This window comes from Bacillus sp. MRMR6 (assembly GCF_001940785.1).
Taxonomy (GTDB): Bacteria; Bacillota; Bacilli; order Bacillales; family Cytobacillaceae; genus Neobacillus.
In genome coordinates this window covers 149712-171642 of the sequence record NZ_MSLS01000008.1, presented here as the reverse complement: position 1 = coordinate 171642, position 21931 = coordinate 149712, and the positions used below count along the sequence as shown (strand labels likewise).

The window sequence follows — 21931 nt, the reverse complement described above, 5'->3', positions numbered from 1 at the left end:
TTCTGAAGTTTACTAAGTCTTTATTTTTGCACAAGAGCTTATTAAAAAAGGAAAAAGCCAAGGATTGCTCCTTGGCTTTAGATGGTTATATTGTCAATGAGTTGTGTTTTTTAGTACGTGTTTCATGACAAATGCGTAAATGATTACTGTTCCGCCAACTAATGCAAGCGCCATACTTAACACCGTCCTTATCCAGTCTCATAGTTGAGAATGATTTTCATCGTTAACTAGACTTTATCATGTTTTGATAATCATTTTCAATAGCAAAGTTTCAATTGTCATATTTATTTAACAATTTAGGAAGAAATCGATTGCTGCTTTGAAAGGTTCCATCATACTCCGTTAATTCTCTTAATGCTTGTTCTTCTGCCCGTATCCGTACTGCAAGCACAATTGTATTGATCAGAGAAAAGATAAAAGCGGTGATGTAGGCATTGAAAAGTAGTGGGATGATTAGCAATTCAATCGAAACCACCAAGTAGTTCGGATGCTTAATATATTGATACGGCCCGATCCTTATAACATCAGCTTTAGGAAGTACGATAATTTTTGTATTCCAGTACTTTCCTAATGAGTAAATTGCCCAAAATCTTAAAAATTGGGTACCAGCAAAAACAAGTAATAAAGCTACCCACATGCCTGATAAAGACCGGTTAAAGATTATTTTTTCAGCGAAGAAGCTTACAAGAAAAAGTGCATGCATGAATACCATTACTCGATAGTGTTTCGTCCCGAATTCAATAGCACCTTTGCCTTTCATCCATTGTTCATTTTTCTTGGCAATCATTAATTCTGCTAAGCGCTGTATTATGATAAAAAGATAGAAAATGATAAAGACAGCTATATTATCCATTTACTCCCACCTTAATAATAATAGTTCCGAACTAAAACCTGGGCCGAGAGCCGTACAGAGACCATAAGAGCCCCTAGGAATATTATTACCCATAAACTGTCTCAGAACATATAAAATGGTTGCAGAAGACATATTTCCATAATTCCTCAAAATCTCCAGTGAGGTAGACGTCATTGAACTTGGTATATTTAATGACTTCATATAGGCATCAAGCACTTTTTTTCCGCCAGGATGGGCTACAAAATGATCGATCTGATTTAGCTGTATTTGATTGTCTTCTAAAAATTCTTGGACATTAGGCTTTAGCCAGCTTTCAATGATGCTGGGAATATCTCGTGAAAACACAACATATAACCCTGAATTCTTAATATCCCACCCCATAACATCCAGAGAGTCGGGCATTAAGGTTGATTGGGTACTGATGATGACAGGCGATGTATCCTTTCTTGAAAATTCTCTTATATCAACATCATCACCGCATATCAAGACACAGGCAACACCATCTGCAAACAAAGAGGTTCCGATTAAGTTACTTTTTGAAAGGTCATCCCTTTGGAAAGTGAGACTGCAAAGTTCAACAGAAAGCACCAAAACCTTCGCTTTAGGATAGGCTCGGCAATATTCAAATGCTCGTGAAAGGCCGGCAGCACCTCCTGCACAACCTAATCCCCATATTGGGATCCTTTTTGTATGTGTGTTAAAAGGCAATTCATTCATAATTCTAGCCTCGATACTTGGTGTAGCAATTCCAGTAGTGGATATGTAAAAGATTGCATCAATTTCTGGACAGCCTATTTCCCTGGTTAGGAAACTTTTGTCTTGAAGGCAGTTTTCAATAGCTTGTTTTCCCAATTTTACTGCAGATTGTATGTAGGAATGATTTTTTTCTTCAAAAGACCGGTCTTCTTTAAACCAATCTATATCATTAACAAAATGTCTTTTGAGTATTTGTCCATTTTGAAAAGCCCTTAGCAGCCTTTCTATATCCTTAAAATTAGATGAGAATAATTCTCGAGCAAATTCCATTGCCTGCTCTTGTTTAATTTCAAAGGGTGGAACAGCTTCTGCAACAGAAATAATTGATGGCATCCTACCTACTCCTTCAGCGTATGTAAAGGTATTTTTTCCAAAGATTGTAATATTATCCCTTTTTTAGGGTAAAAAAAATGCTTCCCAAATAGGGAAGCAAACGTTTTGAAGGTTGTTGTTGTGCCTCTAAATTATAACGCGAATGAATGGTTTGTTCATTACATAATCATTTCCAATTACAATATTAAAAGCCCTGAATCGTCATTCCTCCATCGACAAATAAAGTTTGTCCATGAACATAATCCCCTGCGCTTGATGACAAAAACACCACCGGGCCAACTAATTCAGGAAGTTCACCAATCCGTTTTAGTGGAGTTACAGTAAGAATATCCTTTACGTATGCTTCGTCTGCTAACAGTTTCTCAGTAAGTGGTGTCTTAAAATACCAAGGACCAATTGCATTGACATTAATATTATATTGACCCCATTCTAGGGCCAACACCTTTGTCATTTGGATTAATGCCGCCTTCGTGGCAGCATAAACCACGCCTGTTCGAAGTGCCACATGGCCCCCTACTGAAGTAACCGATAGAATCTTTCCGCCAGTTTCTTGATCTTTCATGATGTTGCCAGTCTCCTGTGCCATCATAAATGCCGACTTTAGGTTCGTATCCATGATTGTATGCCATTCATGATCAGTTACCTCGAGCGCTTTTGAACGGATATTCATTCCAGCATTATTTATTAAAATATCAATAACGCCCCATTCGTCCACTATTTTCTGAACAGCCAGTTGAACTTCCTCTCTCTTAGTCACATCTGTGGGTAGGATTAAGGCTTTCCTGTCTAGCTGTTCGATGATTCGGGCTGTTTCGGTTAAGTCCTCTTCGGTTCTTGAAAGCAAAGCTACATCTGCTCCTGATTCGGCTAGCCCAATAGCTAAAGCACGCCCAATTCCTCGCCCTGCGCCTGTTACAATCGCTTTTTTTCCATCTACACGAAATGAAGGTAAAAACATTTTCTCATCCCCCGTTTATCTATGTAATTTCTCCACTATTTTATCACAATCCAACCATCCACAAGCAAAAAGCACCTTTTACGGTGCTTACTTAAGATTTATCTGATTGCTTTTGGACTTCTATGTTAATTTTATTACTGGCCAATGAGCCGCAACTTTTACAATATTCTATATCATTATAAAGAAGCCGACAATGTTCACAATAATATTTTTCCATAACAACACACACTCTTTCTGAAAAATATCACTCTCTTATATATTTTATTTTTTATTTTCAAAATTGTGACATAAACGAATGTTGTATTTCTATTAGCTCATTTACAGATAATCAATTACTTAAATCACAGGTAAGTCGTGATTTGTCACAACTTATTCACATTTCCGCCCTGCCGTAAGTGATATAAATCACTGTTATAACAAGTTTTTAACATTAACATAGTAATTACCTAAGGAATGAACATTTTGTGAACTTAGAAATTAGTTATTTTCTCTTCTCAATTGTTTTGTATTATGGAATTAAACTAATATTTATCTTGGGTTTTCTGAAAGGAGTGTTTGGGAGATGGCGAAAGTGGAATTAAAAACAGGACAAAAAACAGAAATTGAAGACAGCTCTTCTCTTAAAGGTACATTAGCTTCCGTTTTCTTTTTGGGGATCTTTATTATTGTCACATGGGTAGGTGTATATTTCTTATTCGTAAACCGTTTTTAAGTGAGAAAGGGGAAAAAATCATGCATTTGCATAAGTTTGAAAAAATATGGCTTATATTTGGTATAAGTGCACTTGTCTTTTTCTTATCCGTTGTAGGCGTAAGCGCATTCTACCTTGGTAACAAACCGCCAAGCTGCTTAGCTACGATCGATCCACAAAAGGTAGATCAGCAGGTTCCGTTTGATAAACCAGGACTTCACAAGGTAGAGGGGAAAGAATGGGACTATGAATTAGTGTATGTAGCATCTGCCTTTCTTTACTCTCCAGGAGAGGTCGAGGTTCCTCTTGGAGCAAAAGTAAAGGTCATGGCAACAACAAAGGATGTTATCCATGGATTCCAAGTAGCAGGTACAAATATTAATATGATGCTTGAACCAGGCTATATAAACGAAATTGTTACAACGTTTGATAAAGAAGGCGAATATTTAGTGGTTTGTAACGAGTACTGCGGTACTGGTCACCATCTAATGAGTTCTAAGATAAAGGTGGTTAAATAATGGTTAGCCAGACTACAAAATTAAAGGTTGACCCGCGTGATGGCAAACTAGCGATGGCCCACTTTTTTGTGGCCTTTACAGCTTTAGCACTTGGTGGCCTGATGGGGCTATTGCAGACCTTGGTACGGTCAGGTAAATATGAGCTTCCATGGGGAATCGATTATTACCAAATATTAACTGTACACGGCGTCTTGCTAGGACTTGTATTAACAACATTTTTTATCATGGGATTCCAATATGCCGCTGTCAGCCGAACAGCAGGCACGCATTCTAATGGTGCTCGTATGACTGCCTGGATTGGCTTCTGGGTTATGACGGTCGGTACTGTAATGGCAGCTACTATGGTATTACTTAAAGAAGCATCTGTCTTATATACTTTCTATGCTCCATTAAAAGCACACTGGATCTTTTACTTAGGTATGACGTTTGTAGTTGTAGGCAGCTGGCTTGATGGCGCTGCTCAAATCATGACATATGCTAAATGGCGCAAGAACAATCCTGGAAAACCAAGTCCGCTTTTAACCTTTATGGCGATAATTAATACAGTCCTATGGATTGTAGCAACACTTGGTGTAGCAGCTACTGTATTATTCCAGCTGCTGCCATGGTCTCTTGGTCTAGTAGATACAGTTGATGTGTTAATCAGCCGTACCTTATTCTGGTATTTCGGCCACCCGCTAGTATACTTCTGGTTATTGCCTGCGTATATGTGCTGGTATGCCATTGTACCGAAAATTATTGGCGGAAAAATATTCTCAGATTCCCTAGCTCGCTTGTCTTTTATCTTATTTTTACTATTCTCTATTCCCGTGGGTTTCCATCACCAGTTAACTGAGCCTGGAATTGACCCTGCGTGGAAGTTCTTACAAGTTGTACTTACATTTATGGTCATCATTCCGTCGTTAATGACCGCCTTTTCGTTGTTTGCAACCTTTGAAAGATATGGGCGCTCTAAGGGTGCAACTGGACTGTTTGGATGGTTTAAGGTACTTCCTTGGAATGATGCCCGTTTTACGGTTCCATTCATCGGTATGGCCAGCTTTATACCTGGTGGAGCAGGCGGTATAATCAATGCCTCTAACCAAATGAACCAAGTGGTTCATAATACGATCTGGGTAACTGGACACTTCCATTTAACTGTTGCAACAGCTGTAGTTTTAACATTCTTTGGAATTTCATACTGGCTTATTCCACATTTAACTGGACGTAAATTAACTAAAGCCATGAACAAATTGGCGATTATTCAAGGCTGGGTTTGGGTAATAGGTATGAGTTTTATGTCAGGTGCGATGCACTTCCAGGGACTTCTTGGCGGTCCAAGACGTTCAGCATTCTCAACCTACGGTGACGCTGCCCAGGCCGCAGAGTGGATTCCCTATCAAATTGCGCAAGCGGTCGGAGGTTCAATTCTGTTCCTAGGTATCATCCTAGTTCTTATTATTTTCGTTAACCTTGCCTTCTTTGCTCCTAAAGGAGAAGAAGAGTTCCCAGTTGGTGAAGCAGAAACAGCAGAACAAGCACCCATGGTATTTGAAAACTGGAAATTATGGTTAGGCATTACCGCTGTTCTCATTCTGTTTGCTTACACGATACCATTTATTGATATGATTCAAAATGCACCTCTAGGGTCACCTGGATTTAAAACATGGTAGAATCATAGAAAAAGGCGTCTATCTACGTGATTGACGCCTTTTCTTTATGTTTTTTACTTCCATAATCTTTCGGCAAATTAATAAAGATAACCGAAAGTAAAATAACAGCGGTCCCGGTGAATTGCAGTAGTCCAAAGCTTTCCCGATAGAGGAAAACACTTAATATAGTCGCAACAACAGGCTCGACAGTAGCAACAATGGCAGCTTTACTGCTTTCTACCTTTTCAAGCCCTTTTGTATAAAAAATGTAGGCAATAACGGTCGGTAATAACCCTAACCCAACACTATATAAAAGAACTTCTCCATTTACTAGCAGTCTAGCTTTTTCCCATAGGCCGGTTATAGGAAGTAAAGTGATTGCCGCAATAAGGAAGGTATATAGAGTAACAGTAAAGGGGGTATACTTATTTAGGGCAAACTTTCCAAATATACTATAAAGAGCGTACCCCAGCCCGGCACCAAGCCCTGTAACAAGCCCAGCCAGGTTCATCGTCCCTGTATCATTTAAACTAACCCCTGCAATGAGTATACAACCTATAATGGTTCCTAAAACCGAAAGGAGCTTCTTTTGATTCATTCTTTCTTTTAAAAAGATGCTTGATAGAATAACCACAAATGCTGGTGATGTATACAACAAGATCACCGCAAATGAAAGATTCAACTGGTTAATCGATGTGAAGTAACACCAGTTAAAAAACACAATACTCAATATACCAGTGCCAATAAAAAGCTTTACATCTGAAACTTTGATTGTCATTTGCTTCGGATACCTAAAGATCCCGATTATACCAAGTATGATTACCGCGGTAACCACTCGCAAAGTAACAATTTCCATCGACGTAAACCCAGCGTCTGATAGTGTTCTGACAAAAATGGCTATCATGCCCCACAAACTGGCACTAACAGCAATTAAGAAAATCGGAATAAATCTCTCCATACCCACCCACCTTGTACCGTTAATCAAAATAAGAAGGGGAATTCTCCCCCTTCTTGACTAGTAAAATTAATTTAAGTTATAAACTTTTGAATATTTGTCATATAAATAATCAACTAAATATTGTGCGTTCAACCCTTCACCTGTAACATCCTGAAGAAGCTCTAGTGGTTTTTTCAGCTTTCCATATTGATGAATATTTTCAGATAGCCATTCCTTTATTGGAAGCAGACTGCCTTCCTCTAACAATTGTTCAAAGTTTGGCAATGCCTTTAACATGGAATTTTTAAGCTGGGCAGCATACATGTAACCTAAGGCATACGATGGGAAGTAACCAAAACTCCCCCCTGCCCAGTGAACATCCTGAAGGACTCCCTGTGCATCATTCTCAGGCCTAATGCCTAAATATTCTTCATATAAGTCATTCCATACCTTTGGCAGATCTTTTACTTCAATGGTGTTATTAAAAAGCCCCTTCTCTATCTCATAGCGAATAATGATATGTAATGGGTAGGTTAATTCATCTGCCTCAATTCTAATAAACGATGGCTTGGACTCATTGATAGCATGGTAAAAGTCTTCAATACCCACTTGATCAAACTGACCGTTAGCATACTCTTTCAATAACTCATAATTATTTTTCCAAAATGACAAGCTTCTCCCTACAAAATTCTCATAGAATAACGATTGGGACTCATGAATGCCCATAGAAGTTCCGGAACAGAGTGGTGTACCAACCAACTCCTTCGAAATGTTTTGTTCATATAAGGCATGACCGCCTTCATGAATGGTACCAAATACGGCTGTGCGGAAGTCATGCACATCATACTTGGTCGTAACACGAACATCCCCTGGGTTCAATCCAATTGCGAAGGGGTGTACAGTTTCGTCTAGACGTCCTGAGTCAAAATCATAGCCCATCTGGGCAAGAATATCTATACTAAAGGCTCGCTGGTTATCCTTTTTAAAGGTTTCAAATAAAAAATTTGTTTCCGGCTTATTCGGTGACTCCGATATTTGTTTTACCAACGGGACTATTCTTTCCCTTAAGTCTCCAAATACTTGATCAAGTACCTCGACGGTAATACCTGGCTCGTATAGGTCTAACAGAACATCGTACTTGTTGTTAGCTTTATAACCCCAATAATCAACGAAGCGTTTTGTCACCTCAACAAGCTTCTCTAAATAAGGTCTGAACAACTCAAAATCTGAATTGGCTTTGGCTTCTTCCCATATGGATTCCGCCTTTGATTGCAGAATTACGTATTCCTTATATTCATCTGCAGGAATTTTTTTATTTCGCTCGTACTCCTTTTTACATTCTTCAAGAATTTTATTTGTTGTCTCTGAAAGTTCTTCCTTCGATAATTTAGCTATATATGCGGCCATTTCCTCTGAAGTTGACATTCTAAAAACTTCCGAAGATAGCATTCCGATGACTTCGGACCTTTGATCAACACCTTTCTTTGGTGCTCCAGTTCTCAAGTCCCAAAAAATTAGTCCAAGGGCCTCGTTATAGGCAGACATCTTTTTTACATAGTCCAAAAACTCTTTTTCTATTTTTAAACCCACCATCTGTATACCTCCTTTTTCTAACCCCTAAATCTTATCATATTCTTCTGAATAATGGATATATTACTCATGATTTGTTTATCGTTTCAGAAAGGAGTGGAAGATTTGAAGGAATTCATTGGCAACTGTACTTCCTGTTCCAAAGAAATCTTTTGTTTAGATGGTTTTTTTAATGGTATACAAACAGATGATAAAAAACTATATTGCTATGACTGCTGCGAAAATAGAGAAAAACCGCAAAACTAAGCTTTGCTGTTTTTCAGATAAACGACGAAGAGGCCAAAGCACCTATCACTGCTCGGCCTCTTTTTTATTATTTTTCGTTAACTTCCGTCGGTAAAACGTCTTTTATCTTTTCTAACACTTCTTCGCTCGTATCTTCGTTTGCCATGATATGAACCACTCCGCTGTCTTCCTGACTGCGGATTAAGCGGCCAACACCCTGCTGCAGCCTAAGCAGCATATACGGAAGTTCAACATCCTTGAATGGGTCCTCTACCCCTTCTTTTTTCGCAATAAATACTGGGTCATTTGGAGGATATGGCAATGAGAAAATAAATACATTCTCTAAAGACCTTCCTGGAATATCTAAACCTTCCCACAGGTGGATGGTACACAGAATTGACTGTTCATCATTTTGAAACTTAGACACGAGCGTGCTGATCTCCTCGTCGCCTTCGAAATAAATCGGATATGAAAATAAGTCACCCATTCTTTTCTTAATTTGAAGCAATTCATTCTGATTATTGAGCAAAATTAGAGCTCTTCCTTCCGTTTGTGACAAATTCCGGATTAGATAATTTAGCTTTTCATCAATAGAATCTTTACGAAATTTTGGCAGATGTATCACCATTTTTTCATCATAATCAAAAGGGGATTCTACAGAAAAAGATAAGTATTCTTTCACACCAAGGCTATTGGCAATATAATCAAATCGCTTTTGGTTTGATAAGGTCGCCGAAGAAAATATAATCGGTTTTTTCTGAGAGAAAACATCTTCCCTCATAACCACTTCTACCATTTTTGGCATAATAGCTAAAGTACGTTCATAGCCAATTTCTTCAAACCAGGATATTCCGTTCATTTCCTTTAGAAATAAAGTAAGGGAATAGGTAATTTGTTCAAGATATTCCTCAACAATCTTCAACTCATATTCGTTAATTACGTACAATTCACTCTCGAAGACAAGTTCCTCCTCAAGCGTTTGTAAACGATTTAACAGGATAGTACCAAACTTTTTTACTTGAGGGTCCAGTACAATCATTTGTTTTTCTGAACCTTGTGAAGGCTTGGAGAATTGTTTTATCGTACTAAAAAAGCGGTCGTTATCAAGTAGTGCTTCTTCAATCGTATATAATGTTTTTTCACGCACTTCATTTTCCATTAATCTAGTTAACAGATTCTCAAGTGTTGTGTCTGTAAATCGATAGCTCAATGCTTTTTGGGCAGCATACTCAAGAAGATGACCTTCATCAAAAACAACCGAAGAATATTCAGGCAAGAGTGGAAGTTGTCCTTCTCGTTTCCTCGATTCCTTTGTCCAAATATGTTCCATATAGAAGTCATGCGAACAAATAATTAAATCTTCTGATTGTCGGTAATATTCTCGATGAAGCGTAAGTCCACAACGGTGCCGCTTCTCACAAGAAAAACAGTCCTGAATAGCATCCCAATTTACCTTGTCCCACGCAGTATCTGGTAATGATGGATAATCCCTTCTATCTCCATACCGTTCAAACTTTTGCATTGAAGCATCACTGTGGACGAAATCAGGTAATTGCTCATAGATCCCTTCAATGTCGTCACTGAAATCATCATGTCTTACATGATCGAGTTTTTTCAAGCATAAATACTGATCTCTTGACTTAGCAAGGCGGACATCAATATTTAACCCGAGAACTTTTTCGAGTTTGCTAATATCGCCTTCTTTTTTCACCAGTTGTTCAATTAATGTCTCATCTGCACAAGCGATGATGGCAGGTCTGTTGGTATAACGAGCATACATAATTGCATAAAGTAAATAAACAATTGTCTTCCCCGTCCCAACACCAGCTTCTGCAAACATAATTTTCTTTTCCTTAAAAGCCTTTTCAAGTTGAAAAGCCATAAAAATTTGTTCATCTCTTAATTCAAATCCGGCCTCTGGTAAGATATCGTAAAACAAATCACCAATCCACTCGCTCAATTTGTCATAAAAGCTTTCCGTTTTTGAAACAGTAAATGGCATGCGATTTTGCATAAGCTACCTCCAAAAAAAGAATAGCGTCATAGATAGACGCTACCTTTTCAGTTCAATCCTTTAATTCTATCGCAAAAGTACTCATTGTCAAGCAAATAGAGCAGCTCTTTTTTAAGATTATTATTTTATTTTATTCAATATTCATACCTTTTATACATCGATAAGTAAAAAGAGCCTACTAGTAAGCTTGCTAATTGCTATTAGTCAACTTGACGGGGAGGCCTTTTCCCCCAGTATTGGTAAAGATCGGTTCGAATAAACCCATTGAAAAGCTTTCTTTTTTTCGTGGCCGGCCTTCCATATAATTGTTCAAACTCCTCATTAGAGGTCATGATATATACAGACCAGGTATCAAGCTTGCTAAATGCCTGCCCCATCTCTTTGTACATCTGCTCGACCGCTTTTTTCTCGCCTAATCTCTCGCCATAAGGTGGATTGCCAACAATCACACCATACTCTTTACTTGTTGAGATGTCCCTTACTTGCATCTGCTTAAACTGAACCAAGTCCCCTAGACCAGCCTCAAAGGCATTTTCTTGAGCGATTTTAACCATACGATGATCAATATCAGAGCCTGTTATTTCGAGGGGCTGGTCATATTTTGCCAAGTCTTCTGCTTCTGTTCGAGCATCCTCCCATACTTTTGACGGAATCCAGCCCCAACCTTCTGATACAAATTCACGATTAAAGCCTGGTGCAATGTTTTGACCTATTAAAGCAGCCTCAATCGCAATCGTACCAGAGCCGCAGAAAGGGTCAATAAACGGTTTTTCATCCTTCCAATTTGTCAACGACACTAAAGCAGCTGCAAGTGTTTCCTTTAGCGGTGCTTCACCTTGGTCGACGCGATAACCACGCTTGTGAAGTCCTTGCCCGCTTGCATCAATCGTGATCGTAGCCACATCTTTTAATAGCGCTACCTCAATTTTGAATAATGCACCATTCTCATCAAACCAGCTATTCCGCTTATAGGTGCTTTTCATGCGTTCAACAACCGCTTTCTTCACAATCGCTTGACAATCTGAGACACTAAATAGTTTTGATTTGACCGATTTCCCCGTCACAGGGAATTCGGCATCTTCAGGAAGATATTTCTCCCAAGGCAATGCCTTTGTTTTCTCAAATAACTCATCAAAGGTATAGGCTTTGAATTCCCCTACCTTGACCTTAACTCTGTCAGCCGTCCGCAGCCATAAATTGCTTCGTGCAATGGCATTTTCGTCACCCATATAAATAACCTTACCATTTTCTACTTCACACTCATAACCGAGTGCACGGACCTCGTTTGCAACCAAGGATTCGAGCCCCATTGCAGCAGTAGCGATCAATTGATATTTTCCCATAGTTTCCACCTTTTACTTTTAACAAGAATTATGTATGTAGTTCTAGTTCCTAACAATCATTATGACCAAAAACTATAAAGGAATGCAAATATATTATGGCAAATAAAAAGACTCTCCTCACTTGGAGAGCCGTACGTACATTTTTTTACATTAATAACGTTCTGTAAGCCATGTTCTGTACCAGAGTACTGCAAACGACGTGTTACGTCTCGTACTTAGGTGGTAATCATCTATCTACAGATTCAGATGAATCTGTCCTTCTCCTCGTTTAATTCCTCAGAGAAAGTGCCCCTACCATTATTTGGGTTTCTCGCTCGTGGGGTTTACCCGTTCCACCCTTTTCATTTCTGAAAAGGCTCCGTCACTGTGGCACTTTTATAGGTATTCATACCATATCCTTTTGGGACTTAGGTATTTTCCCGGCCGTCAACTGGGCTTAACCCAGCTGCCCTAGCTTATGATTTCGCTAGGCACGAACACTACGAGCATCTCAGCTCGTGCGAGCATGGACTTTCCTCTACAATTTGCTAAGCTCCTTGCAGCGATTACCCGAACGTTATTAATGAATACATTTTTTATTATATGTATTTTTGTTCAGTAATTCAATGGTATTTTTTAGGAGGTTATTCTCCAAAAGCAATTAATCGCCTAATTTATTCCCGAAAACATGTTTTTCGAGGTTAGATAGTCGCTTTAAAATATCAAAATTTGTTGTTCCAGCAGGTTGAGTTACTGGCTGTCTTCTTGAAGTATCTTCAAGTTGTTTGCGTAAACGCAAATTCTCTTGTTGGAGTTCCTCTATTTCCTGATGAAATGTTTCATAATCTTTTATAATTAAATCCAAATACTTATCTACATCTTCTTGTTTATAGCCTCTAACACCTGTTTTAAATTCTTTTTCTAATATATCCTTTGCCGCTAACTTTACTTTATCAGAAAGCATTCAATTCACCTCAAGTCATTCGCCATTCATTAGTATTATTTTTTCAAAAATATGTTCTTTTGTCAATTTTCTAGTTGTTACTAAATTTAGTCATTAAAAGTCTGTTCTTTTTAACTGCTCTTCCTCAACAATTGTTTGCAAATCATCAAAAGTGATGAGTTCAATCGTGTAGGATTGTTTATTCTGGTACTGTTTTGCCAATTCGTATAAGTATTTAGGGCTACCTTCTTTTTCGTTGTCGTATAGAAGTAGTAAGGCATCACTTTTTTCAATAAAGAATTGATTTTTCAACCTAAATTGCCATGGCTTCTCGTAGGGCTTTTTTGTAACAGCATCTATAAAATCAGCCTGCGTGAGGATAGATTGATAATAGTCCTTATTGTGATCGTTCCATCTAGCCTCTTGTTCTAAAAAAGGCGTTATAACTGCCAGTTTTATATTTGGAAACTCTGATTTCAACTCAAAGACAACCTCTGCAGCCCAAAGTTCTACACCGATTTGCCCACTAATAAGGACCCATTCTAAGCCATCTTCAATCATGGGAATTAATGATTTCTTCATCGCTGCCTTGATAATAAAAACAGAGGGATGAGCATTTTTAAAAACACCTAGTTCAAAAGGTTTGTAGCCTGATATAGCTAGAACTTTAATCAAGTTTTTGCTCCTTGCGAATGAAATCTTTCTTTTTATAACATATCAAAAAACGATGAAAAAACAAGGGCAAAATTGCCCTTGTTTTTATTGATTAACCCCAGAGTGGTCGAGGCGGACGTGGTCCAGCTGCCATTCCTGGTCCCATCATTCCTGGTGCCATTCCTGGTCCCATCATTCCTGGTGCCATTCCCGGTCCCATCATTCCTGGTCCCATTCCCGGTCCCATCATTCCTGGTCCCATTCCCGGTCCCATCATTCCTGGTCCCATTCCCGGTCCCATCATTCCTGGTCCCATTCCTGGTCCCATCATTCCTGGTCCAGGAGGTAAAGCATTGCTTTGCGCTGGTGAAACAGCTGTAGGTGCAGCAACCGGCATTGGCCCCCCCGGGCAGCAGCAATCTATATGCTGTTCGCAACATTCTTGTGCAGTAGATGCAGAGTGTGGACAATAATGTTTATGCTGGAACGTATGATGATTGATTGTTGTTGTATGTGTTGGATGAATATGCGGAACCACCGTTGATGAAAAAGTATGGTTAACTAGATGTTTAGTCGGATGAATGACTGGCGGTGCAAAATTAGTTCCAAGATACAATATAAACTCTCCCTTCAATATTTTCTGTTTTCTGTTTACATTAACAGCCTATGTTGGAAGATAAATTCTTGTACTAAGGAAAATACCTATTTTTTAAAGCATTGAATAAAAGTTATCTTTTAAGCTCGAAAAAACAACTGCAGTCAGACAAACGACAACAAAAAACAAATATAAGATTGCTTTGTACATAATTCCACCCCATATTTTCTAATAGTCGTTTTTTACTCACAGTAAACTATTGTACATGCTTCAACTATAAGAAACAATATGAAATATCCTTTTTATGTCATAATGAAATGTGAAATTTTTGTTACAAGTATTTAGCTATTTTCTTCTCTAATCTTCCTCTTCTTGTTTCTAATTGATTTAGAACTTTTGCTGCTGGATTTTCGGTTATTTCGATTGCTTTCTGTGAATACCATAAAGCTAGTTTGTAATCCTTTAGTTTATGTTCAAAGAATTTCGCAGCTTCGATACATGCTTCCTGGCAGCATGTTTCTTTTCCAGCTTCGGCCACTTCTATAAATAGGGATAAACTTTTATCCCAATTTGCATCTTTTTTTAACTGATAGGCTAATGCCAGTTTGGCCTGTAAGGAAGTTTTATCATTACCAACTGCAAGTTTAGTCAAAATCTTTTTTGCTTCTCTCTTTTCCCCAAGCGATGCATACCATCTCCCGACTTCAAAGGATTCCTTTCGAGTTTGACTATTATCCTGACCGCATAATTGAAAGGTTAAATGTGTATAGAGTGTTACAAGCGATAGGATGTCGATTTCATTGTGCTTAATAATACCCAGCATCCCATCAGGCTTTTTGCTTTCGATGAAATCAAAGTAAATCATCGGGGCTAAATAGCCTGGGATATCGTCAATTCTCTCGACACCTAATATCTCTTTTTCAACAACAGCTAACTTAATGCGGTCAAGTTTATGTTTCCAAAGCCTCCTAGCTGCATGAAATAAGTCAAAATGACCAAATGCTGGGAGCTTTGGGACATGATCGCGGACAAGTGTGTGCCTAGTTTTTACTTGCGGCCAATCAAAGGATTTTCCGTTATACGTCACAAGTGTTTTATAGTTCACTTTCTCAAGAAAACTTTGGTATAAGGGTACCTCTGCGCCTGGATTTGGGAGAATATGCTGCCTTAACACTAGGTGCGTGCCTGTTACGCTGGCATAGCCTAGTAAAAAAATTGAGTTCCCGACTCCTCCTCCCAGTCCGGTAGTTTCTGTATCAAAAAAGAATAGTTCCTCCGCTTTGTGCCCGGAAGCTGAGAGCGGATGATTAATTGATAGGTTATTCCATAGATTAACGGCGGTTAGAAAATCTTGAAAATAATAATGACCATGCTTTTGACTCAGTGGGTATTTCACTTCACGAATCAGACAATAATTTTGATCAAAGTAATATGGAAACACATTTTCCTCACGCCAAAGGTCCAGATAAGGGACTTCAAAGTCAACAGCTTTATAATTTGGTTCTTCCTTTTGAACTTCCGCTGTTATATGTGACTTTAGTCGTTTTAGTTTATTTTTTAAGGACATCATTACACTTCCTTTTTCACCTGGGAAGAGTATAAGAAGGAATCAATAATGTTTAAGGCATCTTTTTTTGCCAATTCACTTATAGTATCTGTTCCAATGCAAGATGGACATCCAGATTCACATAAGCAGTTTGAAATCATTTTTTTCGTTTCCATAAATACTTCATCCATTCCACTATAAATCTTCTCACTTAAACCGACTCCTCCGGGATAACGGTCATAAAAAAATATCGTTGGCTTTTCATTATGGTCTGCTTTTACTTGTGGAATAACATGTATATCTTGGGGATCCGCCATTACAAATAATGGGGCGATGTGATTTAGTGCATGTGCAGCACTTACTAGTCCTTGTTCTAACCTTTCATTCCCCATCTTTACAAATGAATCCTTTAACGATATCCACGAGGCATTAGTGTGAAGTTCCTCCTCTGGAAGGTAAATTGGCCCTGACCCTATATTTTCATGCGTTTCAAATTTAATCTTTTTGAAAATAGTTGCCATTGCCCGAACACTTACATCACCGTAACCTGTCTCTACTTCATCATGCTGATTTAGTTTATCAACTTCCAGCACTTTTAATTGAACCGCTAGATTTGCATCAGTAAAATAATCAACATCAACTTCACGAACAAATGCCTTTTTCTCATCCCAATCTAACTTTTCTACTTGGAACTGTCTTCCTTGATGCAAATAAATAGCTTCGTCATGAAGAAGTGTCATCGCTGAGAAACGGTCCATTTCACCAATTACTTTAACATTTGCGACATCTGACTGGTCGACAATAATAACATTTTCCTGGGAAGCCGAGCGCAAGCTGATGTTATGCGCCGGGAATGAGTCATTCATCCAAAACCATTTTTCTCCATTCTGGTAAAGAATCCGCTCTTCTGTTAAGTATTCTAGTAATTCTTCCGTACCGACATTGCCAAATTCCTCACCAGCTTTAAACGGCAGCTCATAAGCAGCACACTTCATATGGTCAATTAAGATGATTAGATTATCTGGATTTATTCTCGCGGTTTCAGGACTTTTATTAAAAAAATATTCAGGATTCTGGATAATGTATTGATCAAGCGGACTCGAGCTTGCCACCATGATGACAAGAGCTTCCCCATGTCTCCTCCCCGCTCTCCCTGCCTGCTGCCATGCACTCGAAATCGTGCCGGGATATCCTGTCATAATACATACCTGTAACTGGCCAATGTCTACGCCAAGTTCGAGTGCATTAGTACTGACAACTCCATAAATTTCACCCGAACGAAGACCTTTCTCAATCTTCCTCCTTTCTGTTGGCAGATACCCGCCTCGATAACCCATTATCGATTTTGAACCTAACTGATTTTTCACCAGTTCCTGCAGGTAGGTTAAGATAATTTCAACACGAACTCTACTCCTGGCAAATACAATGGTTTGAATTTTATTTTTTAAAAGTTCACCAGCAATTTTCCTAACCTCAAGGGTCGCACTTCTCCTGATGTTCAAGGGTTTATTTACAATTGGCGGATTATAAAACAGAAAATGTTTCTTTCCGCTTGGGGCTCCATTATTATCAATCAGCTGCATTTTTTCCTCGGTCAATGCTTCCGCCAGTTCAAGTGGATTTGCAATGGTAGCAGATGTACAAATAAAAATTGGATTGCTGCCATAATAATGACAAATCCGTTTTAAACGGCGAATAACATTGGCTACATGACTTCCAAAAACACCTCGATAGGTATGAAGTTCATCTATTACAACAAAATTTAGGTTTTCAAAGAGAGAAACCCATTTTGTATGATGGGGCAGAATAGCAGAGTGAAGCATATCTGGATTCGTTATCACAACATGTCCCGCTTTTCGTACCTTTTGGCGGATGTTCGCAGGTGTATCGCCATCATATGTATAACTATTAATATCCACCCCAGCTGCCTGGATGATTTCATTTATCTCACTTTTTTGGTCCTGGGCGAGTGCCTTAGTTGGAAACATATAAAGTGCCCTTGAGCTAGAGTTTAATAGGATGGATTGAAGAATAGGAAGATTATAACAAAGGGTTTTTCCAGAAGCAGTGGGAGTGACTGCAACGATACTATTCCCCTTCATAATCTCTTTATATGCCGATGATTGGTGGGTATAAAGTTTGTCAATTCCCCTGCTTTGAAGGGAAGTTTTAATAGCTGGGTGTAAATCATCTGGCAAACCTACAGTTTGGGCTTCCTTCGCATCTATTGTCTTCCAATCTACAATATTTTCATTAAACTTTTCATTTATTTTTAAGTCTGCCAGAATATTCTGCAGATTTTTCTTTAATTTCATGGGTCTCACCTCAACTCTATTCTAGCGAATGAACGTTCGGATAAAAAGTATAATCGATAAAATTCTAATAGGAAAATTTTGTTAAGAATATTTAACTAGTTTAACTAGAAAAACAAATGATAAGATAAACGTTATTCTGTTACAATAGAATAAGGCATTTTTATTTAGTCTGTGGAGGCGGAGAATGAAATGAGGATGGAAGAGATTAAGAAAGTGCTTTCTGAATTCACTCTATTTAGAGACTTAGATAACTATGAATTAGGAAAGATTGCAGATATCTCGATAACGAGAGAATGGAAAAAACAGAGTCATGTTTTTTTACAAGGTGATCCGCTAGAAAACGTTTATTTTATATATGATGGAAAGATAAAGATATATAAAAGTGATATAAATGGAAAAGAGCAGATTGTTGCTATTGCAAAAAAAGGTGAGATGTTCCCTCATGTTGGATTCTTTAGAAAAGGAGAATATCCAGCATATGCAGAAGTCCTTGAGCCATCTACACTTATAGCCGTTCCGATTTCTAAATTCGAGGGAGTTCTAATTGAGAATCCCAATCTATGTATAAAAGTGTTTAAAGTCCTGGGTGAGAAGATTGTTGATTTACAAAATCGTCTCGAAGAACAGATCCTTAACAATACATATGAACAGATTGTTAAACTTTTAATCCGGCTTGGACAGAAGCACGGGAAAGAATCAGCAGATGGAACCATCCTGCTCAAATCAGAATTTACAAATAAAGATCTTGCAAATATGATTGGAACTACCCGTGAAACGATTAGTAGAACACTGACAAAAATGAAAAAAGACGAAATCATCGAAGTAGATGATTCAGGTAATATGATTTTAGACATAGATGTCTTACTTGAAGAGATACATTTACTATAGTAATAAAAACCCGCAACTTTTGCATATAATGGTTTACTAATGAGGTGCAAAACGGTAATTCACATAGCAAATCACCATAAATTTCACATCACCATTCACAGTATATCTGACATTCAAAAGGCTTAGAGATGAAAAAATATCTTTAAGCCTTTCTTGTCGTTTCTTTTTTCACTAAAGCACCAATTAACACAATAAAAATCTAAATTATATACAAAATTCCTTTATTTTCAAGCATACTTCATTGAATTTATCAGTTTCTTCATAATTTAGAAGATGTCCTGAGTTTTCAAACCAAACCAGTTCTTTTTTGGAACATTCCAAAGTATTAAAGTATTGTTCCACCAATTGAAAAGGAGTTTGATAATCATATTTACCAACTAAAAACCATACAGGAACCTCTAATTCTGTAATTGTTTCTAAGAAGTTTAGTTTCACTAGCTCTTGCCATAAAGCATCCAATGAAAATTTTCCAGATCTCATGTAACTCATCCAATCTATTATTGTATATTCTGTTGCAAATAACATATTAGAATAAATCAGATTATACATAGTTACACCAACAAAAGAGCCTCCAAACTTTGTTAACCACTTTCTTTGAATGTCTAAATAATTTAAATCATTTGGATTAAACTCAACTTCGCTTAATTCTTTTAGTGCTTTTTTATTTTTCAAGTCGTTTGCTTTACGTAAAGTATAATCATAGGAGATTTTCTCGCCGTCTTTCATATTTACAACTTGACCAATACCTATGTAGGCATGAATTAATTCTGGTACTTTTTTTACCGTTAATATACCAAGAACCGTCCCCCAAGAGTGACCAACTAAAAATATTTTTTCTTGATTAAACCGTCCTAAAAGATATGTTACTAATTCAACTGTATCGTTAACCATATTTTCAATCGTAAGGTCTTCTTTTCTGATATTTTTAGTGTACGATAATCCTGCTCCTCTTTGGTCCCAATTGATAACAGTGAAATTTTTTTCTAAATTACTTTGAAATTTTGGAGCAAACCCAATTTGTGCTGTACCTGGTCCTCCGTGCAAAAATAACATTAGTGGATTATTTACATTTTCTCCCCTAATTAGTATTGATTGATTAAGTCCACCAATAATTACATTTTCTAATACTGAGATTGACTTATATTTACTATTAATCTTTTTTGTTTTTCTGCTAAACATATTTTAATTCTTCTCCCTTCATCTAATTTTATTTAGATATGAAACGATTATTACTCACCTTTTATTATTACATTACTTCCTTGATAGCGGATTAAGTTCTTACTAAATTTTAACAAAATATCCAATACACCTTCTTTTAAATTTGTCGCTGTTAAACTTGATTGTTGATTTCCTCCAATTAACAAGTGCAAAAAACAACAATAACCTTTAACAGTGCCTTGAATTTTATGAGCACGTCAATTAGTATCAGTTTTAACAAAGGAATTCGTAGATTGACAAAAATTTCTGTCAATCTATTAAAAGTGGGTGAATGATCGTCCTATCGTCTTCAATTTCCAAAAAACCTTTTATATCAATACAAAAAAACAGTCCAATTCCGTTGCGAATTGGACTGCTAATTAGTGTTCTATGCAATCGAAAACCGAACCCGTTAAGCCGTGGATACGGCTTTTTTTGAAAGAATCAGAGTTCCTACTTTGATTAATCCACTAATCAAGTGAAGAAGGGGTTAACTCATATTCTCGAATGTCTTTGCGTGGCTTTCCATTTTCATATAGCTGTTTGCACCTCTAAAGTAAACCTTTATTTTGCATACCGCGGGTTTTGATTACTATATTAGACGGTAGCCAGATTTAGCATATCTGCCATATCCTCTTGTGCTGTTCCGATCAACTTTAGATTAAAAGTATCTTGAAGAACTTGTAACACACCTTCTGAAATGAATTCTGGGGGTTTTGGGCCAATTCGAATATCCTTTATTCCTAGACTAAACAATCCTAGTAGAATAGCAACTGCCTTTTGTTCGAACCATGATAACACGATACTAACTGGGAGTTCATTAATTTCGCAGCCAAATGCTTCAGCAAGTGCCATAGCAATCTTGACTGTAGACCCCGAATTATTACACTGTCCTAAGTCTATGTAGCGAGGAATGTTTGTACCAGGCACTACACCGTAATCAACATCATTAAAACGGAATTTCCCGCAAGAAGTGGTCAAAATCACAGCTTCTGGTGGTAAAGATGTTGCAAGTTCACGGTAATAATCTCCACCTTTTCCTGGCGCATCACATCCCGCAATAACAAAGAAACGCTTAATTTTTCCAGCCTTAACTGCTTCAATTACCTCTGGTGCTAATCCCAGAACCGTTTCATGGTGAAAGCCTGTAAGCAATGTCTCATCTGAATGAATATTAGCTTCTGGTAATTGTAAGGCTCTTTCAATTATTGGGGAAAAGTCATCATTGATTATTTTTTCAACGTTTTCTAGACCTGCCACTTCATAAGTGAACATTCTGTCAGCGTATGTTCCTTTAATCGGCATAACACAGTTTGTTGTCGCTAGAATGGCACCTGGAAACTTCTCAAACAATCTGCGTTGATCATACCAAGCCTTTCCAATATTCCCTTTTAGATGAGGATATTTCTTCAATGCAGGGTAGCCATGGGCCGGAAGCATTTCAGAATGGGTATAGATATTAATGCCTTTACCATCTGTCTGCTTTAATAATTCTTCCAAAGCAAATAGATTATGTCCTGTAACCACGATTGACTTACCTTCAATTTTGTTTTGACTAACTCGAATTGGTTCAGGGATACCTAGTAGCTTTGTATGTGCCTCGTCTAACATTTCCATTACACGAACAGTTGCCTGGCCCACTTTCATTGCCATATTGATGTGTTCTTGAACATTAAAGTTAGAGTTCGTCAAGGTCAAATAAAGTGCTTCATGAGTTGTAGCATCGACAAACGCATCCGTATACCCCAGCTGATTTGCATGGGTACGATATGCTGCTATCCCCTTTAATCCAAAAATAATCGTATCTTGCAAACTTGCAATCGTCTCATCCTTACCGCAAACACCTACTACAGTACAACCGCCATTTGGAGTTTGTTCACACTGATAACAAAACAAATTTATTTCCTCTCCTTCTCTTTTAACAATGATATTAGGATACAAATTACCAACATTATTTAATGTGAC

The 21931-nt window shown here is 37.8% G+C and carries 18 protein-coding genes and 1 other RNA gene; 4 read left to right on the top strand and 15 right to left on the bottom strand.

From position 1 onward, the window contains the following. Nucleotides 1–271 precede the first annotated feature (271 nt). From BTR25_RS10830 to BTR25_RS10820, 3 genes are all read right to left on the bottom strand, one after another. Nucleotides 272–853 (bottom strand): isoprenylcysteine carboxyl methyltransferase family protein, encoded by a 582-nt coding sequence (locus BTR25_RS10830; RefSeq protein ID WP_075688089.1) that lies wholly within the window; start codon nt 851–853, stop codon nt 272–274. Further along, the gene (locus BTR25_RS10825) at nt 854–1942 is read right to left on the bottom strand and encodes a type III polyketide synthase (protein ID WP_075688088.1); all 1089 of its coding nucleotides are present in this window, start codon (nt 1940–1942) and stop codon (nt 854–856) included. A gap of 184 nt (nt 1943–2126) precedes the next feature. Beyond that, a complete protein-coding gene (locus BTR25_RS10820) occupies nt 2127–2900 on the bottom strand; it encodes an SDR family NAD(P)-dependent oxidoreductase (protein WP_075688087.1) in 774 nt (257 codons plus the stop codon). 562 nt (nt 2901–3462) lie between these two features. Here BTR25_RS10820 and BTR25_RS10815 point away from each other — a divergent pair. From BTR25_RS10815 to BTR25_RS10805, 3 genes are read left to right on the top strand one after another with little or no spacing between them, the layout of a single operon-like run. Next, the gene (locus tag BTR25_RS10815; RefSeq protein WP_075688086.1) at nt 3463–3612 is read left to right on the top strand and encodes a cytochrome c oxidase subunit 2A; all 150 of its coding nucleotides are present in this window, start codon (nt 3463–3465) and stop codon (nt 3610–3612) included. A gap of 20 nt (nt 3613–3632) precedes the next feature. After that, the gene (locus BTR25_RS10810) at nt 3633–4109 is read left to right on the top strand and encodes a cytochrome c oxidase subunit II (RefSeq protein ID WP_075688085.1); all 477 of its coding nucleotides are present in this window, start codon (nt 3633–3635) and stop codon (nt 4107–4109) included. Next, nucleotides 4109–5761, top strand: a complete 1653-nt coding sequence (locus BTR25_RS10805) for a b(o/a)3-type cytochrome-c oxidase subunit 1 (RefSeq protein ID WP_075688084.1) — start codon at nt 4109–4111, stop codon at nt 5759–5761. The genes BTR25_RS10810 and BTR25_RS10805 overlap by 1 nt, the downstream gene beginning before the upstream one ends. 22 nt (nt 5762–5783) lie before the next feature. On the opposite strand, the gene BTR25_RS10800 is transcribed toward BTR25_RS10805, so the two are convergent. The 10 genes from BTR25_RS10800 to BTR25_RS10755 all read right to left on the bottom strand — a co-directional run bounded on the left by BTR25_RS10800 (nt 5784) and on the right by BTR25_RS10755 (nt 17881). Further along, a complete protein-coding gene (locus tag BTR25_RS10800; protein ID WP_075688083.1) occupies nt 5784–6698 on the bottom strand; it encodes a DMT family transporter in 915 nt (304 codons plus the stop codon). Nucleotides 6699–6764: 66 nt separating this feature from the next. Then, entirely contained in the window at nt 6765–8270 is a 1506-nt protein-coding gene (locus tag BTR25_RS10795; RefSeq protein ID WP_075688082.1) for a carboxypeptidase M32, read from the bottom strand. Between the two features lie 310 nt (nt 8271–8580). Next, entirely contained in the window at nt 8581–10506 is a 1926-nt protein-coding gene (locus BTR25_RS10790) for an ATP-dependent DNA helicase (protein ID WP_075688081.1), read from the bottom strand. Nucleotides 10507–10706: 200 nt separating this feature from the next. Beyond that, entirely contained in the window at nt 10707–11849 is a 1143-nt protein-coding gene (locus BTR25_RS10785; protein ID WP_075688080.1) for a THUMP domain-containing class I SAM-dependent RNA methyltransferase, read from the bottom strand. Nucleotides 11850–12008: 159 nt separating this feature from the next. Further along, nucleotides 12009–12406: RNase P RNA component class B (gene rnpB, locus BTR25_RS10780), an RNA gene on the bottom strand. An 83-nt stretch (nt 12407–12489) separates the two neighbouring features. After that, nucleotides 12490–12792 carry a cell division regulator GpsB gene (gene gpsB, locus BTR25_RS10775; protein ID WP_075688079.1) on the bottom strand — a complete coding sequence of 101 codons (303 nt, stop codon included), beginning with the start codon at nt 12790–12792 and terminating at the stop codon, nt 12490–12492. A gap of 93 nt (nt 12793–12885) precedes the next feature. Continuing rightward, nucleotides 12886–13443, bottom strand: coding sequence for an SLOG family protein (locus tag BTR25_RS10770; protein ID WP_075688101.1), 558 nt, complete (start codon nt 13441–13443; stop codon nt 12886–12888). Between the two features lie 94 nt (nt 13444–13537). Next, nucleotides 13538–14041 carry a CotD family spore coat protein gene (locus BTR25_RS10765; protein ID WP_303046823.1) on the bottom strand — a complete coding sequence of 168 codons (504 nt, stop codon included), beginning with the start codon at nt 14039–14041 and terminating at the stop codon, nt 13538–13540. Between the two features lie 310 nt (nt 14042–14351). After that, a complete protein-coding gene (locus tag BTR25_RS10760) occupies nt 14352–15587 on the bottom strand; it encodes a ribonuclease H-like domain-containing protein (protein WP_075688078.1) in 1236 nt (411 codons plus the stop codon). Between the two features lie 2 nt (nt 15588–15589). Then, entirely contained in the window at nt 15590–17881 is a 2292-nt protein-coding gene (locus BTR25_RS10755) for a DEAD/DEAH box helicase (protein ID WP_075688077.1), read from the bottom strand. A 189-nt stretch (nt 17882–18070) separates the two neighbouring features. On the opposite strand from BTR25_RS10755, the gene BTR25_RS10750 reads away from it, so the two are divergent. Continuing rightward, nucleotides 18071–18769 (top strand): Crp/Fnr family transcriptional regulator, encoded by a 699-nt coding sequence (locus BTR25_RS10750; protein WP_075688076.1) that lies wholly within the window; start codon nt 18071–18073, stop codon nt 18767–18769. 204 nt (nt 18770–18973) lie between these two features. On the opposite strand, the gene BTR25_RS10745 is transcribed toward BTR25_RS10750, so the two are convergent. Both BTR25_RS10745 and hcp read right to left on the bottom strand, forming a co-directional pair. Continuing rightward, nucleotides 18974–19948, bottom strand: a complete 975-nt coding sequence (locus tag BTR25_RS10745; RefSeq protein ID WP_075688075.1) for an alpha/beta fold hydrolase — start codon at nt 19946–19948, stop codon at nt 18974–18976. 615 nt (nt 19949–20563) lie between these two features. After that, complete coding sequence (hcp, locus tag BTR25_RS10740) at nt 20564–21862, bottom strand: hydroxylamine reductase (RefSeq protein WP_075688074.1); 1299 nt, start codon at nt 21860–21862, stop codon at nt 20564–20566. Nucleotides 21863–21931: the final 69 nt, after the last annotated feature.

Excerpts from the sequence above, each read along its gene's own strand:
- BTR25_RS10830 (WP_075688089.1), bottom strand. The coding sequence starts at position 853 with ATGGATAATATAGCTGTCTTTATCATTTTCTATCTTTTTATCATAATA.
- BTR25_RS10825 (WP_075688088.1), bottom strand. The coding sequence starts at position 1,942 with ATGCCATCAATTATTTCTGTTGCAGAAGCTGTTCCACCCTTTGAAATT.
- BTR25_RS10820 (WP_075688087.1), bottom strand. The coding sequence starts at position 2,900 with ATGTTTTTACCTTCATTTCGTGTAGATGGAAAAAAAGCGATTGTAACA.
- BTR25_RS10815 (WP_075688086.1), top strand. The coding sequence starts at position 3,463 with ATGGCGAAAGTGGAATTAAAAACAGGACAAAAAACAGAAATTGAAGAC.
- BTR25_RS10810 (WP_075688085.1), top strand. The coding sequence starts at position 3,633 with ATGCATTTGCATAAGTTTGAAAAAATATGGCTTATATTTGGTATAAGT.
- BTR25_RS10805 (WP_075688084.1), top strand. The coding sequence starts at position 4,109 with ATGGTTAGCCAGACTACAAAATTAAAGGTTGACCCGCGTGATGGCAAA.
- BTR25_RS10800 (WP_075688083.1), bottom strand. The coding sequence starts at position 6,698 with ATGGAGAGATTTATTCCGATTTTCTTAATTGCTGTTAGTGCCAGTTTG.
- BTR25_RS10795 (WP_075688082.1), bottom strand. The coding sequence starts at position 8,270 with ATGGTGGGTTTAAAAATAGAAAAAGAGTTTTTGGACTATGTAAAAAAG.
- BTR25_RS10790 (WP_075688081.1), bottom strand. The coding sequence starts at position 10,506 with ATGCAAAATCGCATGCCATTTACTGTTTCAAAAACGGAAAGCTTTTAT.
- BTR25_RS10785 (WP_075688080.1), bottom strand. The coding sequence starts at position 11,849 with ATGGGAAAATATCAATTGATCGCTACTGCTGCAATGGGGCTCGAATCC.
- gpsB (WP_075688079.1), bottom strand. The coding sequence starts at position 12,792 with ATGCTTTCTGATAAAGTAAAGTTAGCGGCAAAGGATATATTAGAAAAA.
- BTR25_RS10760 (WP_075688078.1), bottom strand. The coding sequence starts at position 15,587 with ATGTCCTTAAAAAATAAACTAAAACGACTAAAGTCACATATAACAGCG.
- BTR25_RS10755 (WP_075688077.1), bottom strand. The coding sequence starts at position 17,881 with ATGAAATTAAAGAAAAATCTGCAGAATATTCTGGCAGACTTAAAAATA.
- BTR25_RS10750 (WP_075688076.1), top strand. The coding sequence starts at position 18,071 with ATGAGGATGGAAGAGATTAAGAAAGTGCTTTCTGAATTCACTCTATTT.
- BTR25_RS10745 (WP_075688075.1), bottom strand. The coding sequence starts at position 19,948 with ATGTTTAGCAGAAAAACAAAAAAGATTAATAGTAAATATAAGTCAATC.